The 6,628-nt window shown below is 67.9% G+C and carries 5 protein-coding genes; all 5 read right to left on the reverse strand.

The features are described from left to right. Window positions 1-136: 136 nt before the first annotated feature. Window positions 137-853 (reverse strand): ABC transporter ATP-binding protein, encoded by a 717-nt coding sequence (locus tag JS521_RS26370; RefSeq protein WP_205085469.1) that lies wholly within the window; start codon window positions 851-853, stop codon window positions 137-139. Next, window positions 850-1,818 carry an ABC transporter ATP-binding protein gene (locus JS521_RS26375; protein WP_205085470.1) on the reverse strand — a complete coding sequence of 323 codons (969 nt, stop codon included), beginning with the start codon at window positions 1,816-1,818 and terminating at the stop codon, window positions 850-852. Before JS521_RS26375 ends, JS521_RS26370 begins: the two co-directional genes overlap by 4 nt. Window positions 1,819-1,822: 4 nt before the next feature. Beyond that, complete coding sequence (locus JS521_RS26380) at window positions 1,823-3,673, reverse strand: branched-chain amino acid ABC transporter permease (protein ID WP_205085471.1); 1,851 nt, start codon at window positions 3,671-3,673, stop codon at window positions 1,823-1,825. Beyond that, window positions 3,673-4,602, reverse strand: coding sequence for a branched-chain amino acid ABC transporter permease (locus JS521_RS26385; protein ID WP_205085472.1), 930 nt, complete (start codon window positions 4,600-4,602; stop codon window positions 3,673-3,675). Before JS521_RS26385 ends, JS521_RS26380 begins: the two co-directional genes overlap by 1 nt. Before the next feature lie 117 nt (window positions 4,603-4,719). Continuing rightward, complete coding sequence (locus tag JS521_RS26390) at window positions 4,720-5,934, reverse strand: branched-chain amino acid ABC transporter substrate-binding protein (RefSeq protein WP_205085477.1); 1,215 nt, start codon at window positions 5,932-5,934, stop codon at window positions 4,720-4,722. Window positions 5,935-6,628 lie beyond the last annotated feature (694 nt).

Here is a 6,628-nt window from a genome sequence, read left to right on the forward strand (position 1 = left end):
GCTCGACCAGGATCCGGGTGCGGGCGCAGCAGTCCTGACCGGCGTTGTCCAGGAAGGACATCGGGGCGGCGGCCGCCCCCCCCCCCCCCCCCGCGGCGGCGGGGGGGGGGGGGCCCTCTTCCGTACGGCAGCGGCCTCAGTCCTCGCCGAGGTACGCCTTGCGGACCGACTCGTCGTGGAGGAGGTCCGAGCCCGCGCCGGAGAGGACGATCTTGCCGACCTCCATGACGTGGCCCTGGTCCGCGAGGGACAGGGCGGCCTGGGCGTTCTGCTCGACGAGCAGGATCGTGGTGCCCGCCGCCTTGAGCTCGACGATGGTCTCCATGATCTTCTGCATCATGATCGGGGAGAGTCCCATGGAGGGCTCGTCGAGCATGAGCAGCTTGGGCTGGGACATCAGGGCGCGTCCCATGGCGAGCATCTGCTGCTCACCGCCCGAGAGGGTGCCCGCCGCTTGCTTTCGGCGTTCCCCGAGGATGGGGAAGAGGTCGTAGGCGCGCTGGACGTCCTTCTCGATGCCTGCCTTGTCGTTGCGGAGGTAGGCGCCGAGGAGGAGGTTCTCGGTGATCGTCAGCCGGGGGAAGATGTGGCGACCCTCGGGGGAGTGGGCGATGCCCAGGGAGACGATCTTGTGGGCGGGGATGCTGGTCAGCGGCTTGCCCTCGAAGAGGATGCGGCCGCTGAGCGGCTTGAGCAGTCCGGAGAGGGTGCGCAGGGTGGTGGTCTTGCCCGCGCCGTTGGTGCCGATGAGGGTGACGACCTGGCCGGCGTCGACGGTGAAGGAGATGCCCTTGACCGCTTCGATCTTGCCGTAGGCGACCCGGAGGTCTTCGACCTCTAGCAGTGCGGTCATCGGGTGCCCTCCTCATCGGTGCTGGGGGTTTCGGGCGTGGTGTCGTCGGCCGGTGTGGTGGTGCCGGCCGGCGTGGTGTCGGTCGTCTTCGCGGGGGCTGCCTGGGCGGGGGCCGTGGTTCCGGCGTGGGCTTCGGCGGCTTCGACCTCGGCGACTTCTTCGGCGCCGGGGGCGCCTTCGAAGGGGGTGCCGAGGTAGGCGGCGATGACGCGTTCGTCGGCCTGGACCTCGCTGGCGGTGCCTTCGACGAGCTTCTCGCCCTGGACGAGGCAGGCGACCCGGTCGCAGAGGTTGAAGATGAACCGCATGTCGTGCTCGATGACGAGGACGGCGATGCCCTGGTCCCGGATGGCGAAGATGAGTTCTTCGGTGACGCGGGTTTCCTGGGGGTTCATGCCGGCGGTGGGCTCGTCCAGGAGGAGGAGTCCGGGGTCGCTGGCCAGGGCGCGGGCGATTTCCAGCTTGCGCTGGTCTCCGTAGGGGAGGTTGCGCGCGAGGTGGTCGGCCTTGTCCTGGAGGCCGATGAACTCCAGGAGTTCCATGGCGCGTTCGCGGCTGGCGTCTTCTGCCTTGTGGAAGCCGGGGAGGCGCAGGAGGGCTGACCAGAGGCCTTCCTTGGTGCGGGTGTGGCGTCCGACGAGGACGTTCTCCAGGACGGTCATGTTGGAGAAGAGCCGGATGTTCTGGAAGGTGCGGGCGATGCCGGCCTTGGTGACGAGGTGGGGCTTGGGCGGCAGGACGGTGCCCTTGTAGCTGACCTTGCCCTCGGTGGGGATGTAGAGGCCGGTGAGGCAGTTGAAGAAGGTGGTCTTGCCGGCGCCGTTGGGGCCGATGAGACCGACGATCTCGCCGCTGTTGACGGTGAGGTCGACGTCGCGTACGGCGGTGAGTCCGCCGAATCGCATGGTGACGCCGCTGGCGTCGAGGACCGTGGTGGTGGTCGGGGTGGTGGTTTCGGTGGTCATGTGATCACGCCCCCGCCTTCGTGGTGCCGGCGGTTGTCTGGGTGAGTGGGGCGTCCTCGGCTGGGACGTCGAGTTGGCCTGTCTCGTGGAATTCGAGTTGCTTCCTGCGGTCGGCGACGAGGCCTTCGGGGCGGAAGCGCATGAGCAGGATCAGCGCGATGCCGAAGAGGAAGAGCTGGTAGTCCTGCATGAACTGGAGCTTGGCCGGGATGAGGTAGAGCAGAGCCGCGCCGACGAGGGGTCCGCTGAGGGTTCCCATGCCGCCGAGGATGACGGCGGCGAGGAGGAAGGCGGAGTTCGGGGGGACGGAGCCGGCGAACTGGTACTGCTCGGGTGTCACGGTGTAGGAGACGTGGGCCTGGACGGTACCGGCGAGTCCGGCGAGGGTGGCGCCGAGGGCGAAGGCGAGCAGTTTGAGCCGGAAGGCGTTGATGCCCATGGCGGTGGCTGCTGTTTCGTCTTCGCGGATGGCGACCCAGGCGCGGCCGATGCGGGATTCTCCGGAGCGTCGGAAGACCAGGACGACGACGGCGGTGAAGACGAGCATCAGCAGGTAGTAGTTGGCGGACCTGCCGAGGGTGAATCCGGCGATGTCGTGGCTGACGCCGAAGTCGAAGCCGAAGAGGTTGAGGTCGGGGATGCTGGGGATGCCCTGGGAGCCGTTGGTGAGGTCGGGGCCGCTGACGCCGTTGAGGGCGTTGACGGTGAGCCGGAAGATCTCTCCGAATCCGAGGGTGACGATGGCGAGGTAGTCGCCGCGGAGCCGCAGGGTCGGGGCGCCGATGACGACGCCGAAGACGAGTGATGCGGCGGCGCCGGTGAGGACGGCGGCCCAGAAGGGGAACTGGACGCCGACGGGGGAGAGCGGGGAGCCGGAGACCAGGGCGGCGGCGTAGGCGCCGACGCCGAGGAAGGCGACGTATCCGAGGTCGAGGAGTCCGGCGAGGCCGACGACGACGTTGAGGCCGAGTGCCACGGTCGCGAAGATGAGGATGTTCGCGCCGATGAGGGCGTACTGCTCGTTCTGCTGGGTGAAGGGGAAGCAGAACGCCGCGACGAGTGCGGCGGCCAGGGTGACGTTGCGGTGCTTGGTGGTCAGCCGGGTGATGCGGGCGATGAGCCCGGCCCGTGTGAGCGCGGTGAAGCCGAACGCGACGCTGATGATGTAGCCGATGAAGAGTTCGGCGTACTCGGTGTCGATGCCGTACGTGAAGACGTAGAGGGCGACGCCGAAGGCTCCGGCGATGATGAGGATCTCGGCCCAGTTGGGGAGTTCCTTGGCACGTCGGATCTCGCGGGGGTTGGAGCCGAGGCGGATGTAGCGCCAGAGCGGGTAGGTGATCAGCCCGGTGATGAGCGTGAGGCCGATGAAGGCGGGCCAGCTGAATTGGGGCTGGGATTCCTTGGTGTGCCGGTCGAGCGGCAGGCCGAGGGCGGCGATCACCGTGAGGAGTGAGGCCGCCATGGCGACGAAGCCGCCGGGTTCGAGGTTGGCCAGTCCGCCGAGTTTCACGGAGATGGCGATGGTGGTGAACCAGGTGGTGGCGAAGGTGCCGAGGGCGACGAAGAAGGTGGAGTTGTTGCCGCCGGCGGGGTTGAGCCAGCCGAGTCCTCGTACGCCGTAGCCTGCGGTGGCGAAGAGGAGGGTCAGCAGTGCGCTGATGAGGGTGAGGACCTGGAGGCCGCCGGGGTATCCGTAGACGGTGAGGTCGCCGGGGAAGGCGTCGGTGTAGGTCCAGGCGAGGAAGGTGGAGGCGACCGTGAGTGCGGCACCGGTGACGGTGGCCGCGCGGGCGGCTGTGGTGGGGAGGGGGATGACCGGGGTGGTCTCGGTGGTGTTGATCGTCATGGTCATCACGCCCGATCCGAGACGCGTTCGCCGAGCAGGCCCTGGGGGCGTACGAGGAGGACGATGATGAGGAGCGCGAAGGCCCATACGTCCTTCCAGGCGCCGCCGCCGAAGAGTTCCATGCCGGGGACTTCGCTCATGTAGCCGGTGGCGAGGGCTTCGGCGACGCCGAGGACGATGCCGCCGAGCATGGCGCCGTAGATGTTGCCGATGCCGCCGAGGACGGCTGCGGTGAAGGCCTTGAGGCCCATGATGAAGCCCATGCGGAAGCCGATCTGGCCGTTCTTGAGCCCGTAGGCGACGGCGGCGACGGCGGCGAACGCGGCACCGATGGCGAAGGCCATGACGATGATGCGGTCGGTGTTGATGCCCATGAGCTTGGCGGTGTCGGGGTCCTGCGAGGTGGCCTGCATGCCGCGGCCGGCGCGGGTCTTGGAGACGAAGAGGCCGAGGGCGAGCATGCACAGGGGGGCGACGATGAGGACGAAGATGTCGCCGCGCTGGATGGTGGCGCCGAGGACGTCGAAGGCTTCGCCTTCGAACTGGGGGAAGGAGCGGTCCTTGGTGGCGTTGGGGTACCACATCCATACCGCTTGCTGGAGGGCGAGGGAGAGCCCGATGGCGGTGATGAGTGGTGCGAGGCGTGGTCCGCCGCGCAGTGGCCGGTAGGCGAAGCGTTCGGCGGCCATGCTGATGGCGACGGCGGCTATGACGCCGCCGACGATCATGAGGGGTATCGCGGCTATGAGGGAGAATCCGGACGGAAGCCCGAGGTAGACCGTGAGGGCTCCGAAGCCCCCGATCATGAAGATCTCGCCGTGCGCGAAGTTGATGAGCTGGATGATTCCGTAGACCATCGTGTAACCGATCGCGATGAGACCGTACATCGCGCCGAGGATGAGTCCGTTGGCCAGCTGTTGCGGCAGTTCGTTCACCGCAGGGCCTCCGTGGAGTGGTTCGGATATGGCACCGCGCGGGAGGGCTCGTAGCGCTCCCGCGCGGTCTGGTTGCTTTGTGTGATGAGGGTGGTGGGGCCGTGGCCCTGCCGGTGACTACTCGACGGTGCCGCTGATCTTGGAGACCCACTTGCCGCCGGTGACCTGGTAGGCGGTCATCAGGGTGTTGGTGGTGTCGCCGAACTCGTCGAAGGAGACGGGGCCGGTGACGCCGTCGAACTTGACCTTGTCCATGGCTTCGAGGACCTTGGCGCGGCCTTCGTCCGCGGGGATCTTGCCGTCGTTGTCGGCGGCGACGATCTTGACGGCCTCGATGATGGACCAGGTGGCGTCGTAGGTGCCGCCGCCGTAGGCCTCGTAGGCGTCCTTGTATCCGGCGGTCTTGTAGTCCGCGATGAACTTCTTGGCGGACTCCAGTTCCTCGACGGGCTTGCCGACGGAGGTGGCGATGTCGCCTTCGGCCTTCTTGTTGAGGGAGATGAAGTCGGCGCTGTACATGCCGTCGCCGCCCATGAGCGGGATCTTGACGCTGTCCTTGATCTGCTGGCTCAGGGGGGCGCCTGCGGGGTACTCGCCGCCGTAGTAGACGGCCTTGGCGCCGGAGCTCTTGACCTTGGTGGCGACGGAGTTGAAGTCGCGGTCCTCGGGGTTCACGTGGTCGGAGCCGACGATCTTGCCGCCGAGCTCGGTGAACGTCGCCTTGAAGGAGGCGGCGAGACCGGCGCCGTAGGGCTTCTGGTCGTCGATGAGGTAGACGTCCTTGATCTTCGCGGTCTCGAAGAGGTACTTCGCCGCGAAGGCGCCCTGGATCTGGTCCGTGGTGGCGGTGCGGAAGTAGGACGCGAAGGGGCGCTTCTTGTCGCCCTTCTTCCAGTCGTTGCCCTGGGTCAGCTCGGTGCCGGTGTTGGCCGGGGAGACCTGGGTCAGCTTGGCGTCGTTGAGCGGCTTCTGCATCGACTGGGCGACGCCGGAGTTCAGCGGGCCGACGACACCGAGGACTTCTTTGGTGCCGATGAGCTTCACGGCGTTCTGCTGGCCGACGGAGGGCTGTGCCTGGTCGTCGAGGGCCTGGAGCTTGAAGGTGACGCCGGGGACGGTCTTTTCCTTGTTCGCCGTGTTGACGGCGAGCTCGGCGGAGTTCTTGATGCCGAGGCCCAGGGCGGACAGGTCGCCGGTCAGGGGGGCGTCGAGGCCGATGACGACCGTCTGGTTGCCTCCGTCGCCGCTGCCGCCGCCGCTGCTGTCGTCACGCGACCCGCAGGCGGTGAGCGTCAGTGCTCCGGTGGTGAGCACTGCGGTGAGTATGAGCAAAGAACGGTGTCGCACGAGAGGGTCCTTTCCCTGGCGCGGCGCTCCTCGGGCGTGAGGTGCCGTGGTCATCGCCGGGCCGTACTGGGGTGGTGCAGGGCCGTGCAGCAGACGCGCCCGGCGGCGCGGTGACTGGCCGTGACTCTAAGCGCAGGCGGGGGCCATAGGGATGGGTCGGCTGCGGATGTGACTCTCTTGTTATGCCCTTGAGCAAGGCTTGAGGTTCCTGTGAGGGGATGTGCGGGTTTCGCCTGGACTGCGCATGGCTCACATAGTGAGAACGCGCAGCTCTGCTAAGGGGCTTGGGGTGATCTTGGTGCTGTCGCGCGGGCCGGGGCGCGGGAGTGGTGAGGGGAGGCGGGCCGGCGGCGCGGGGGTGGGGTGCCGGGATTTTCGTGTATTGCGCAAACGTTACGCAGTGTTACATGTGTGGGATATGTGTGCTGCGCTGCGGGGTCGGTGTCGCTGTTGAAGCAGGTCATGGAACGGGTGTGGCCGTCAAGGGTGTTGACCGTGCGTTTCCATCAACTTCCGGTAACCGCGCCGGATATGGGGATGGGCGGTCCGGAATGCGGTGCGGCCGTGGACGGGGGGGGGGGCCCGGGGGGCGGGGGGGGGGCGGGCCGCCCGGGGGGGGGGGGGCGGGCGGGGCGCGGGGGGGGGGCGCGCGGGGGCGGCCGGGGACTCGCTCCGAGCG

Origin of the sequence: Streptomyces durocortorensis, from assembly GCF_016901035.1 — a bacterium.
Lineage (GTDB): Bacteria > Actinomycetota > Actinomycetes > Streptomycetales > Streptomycetaceae > Streptomyces > Streptomyces durocortorensis.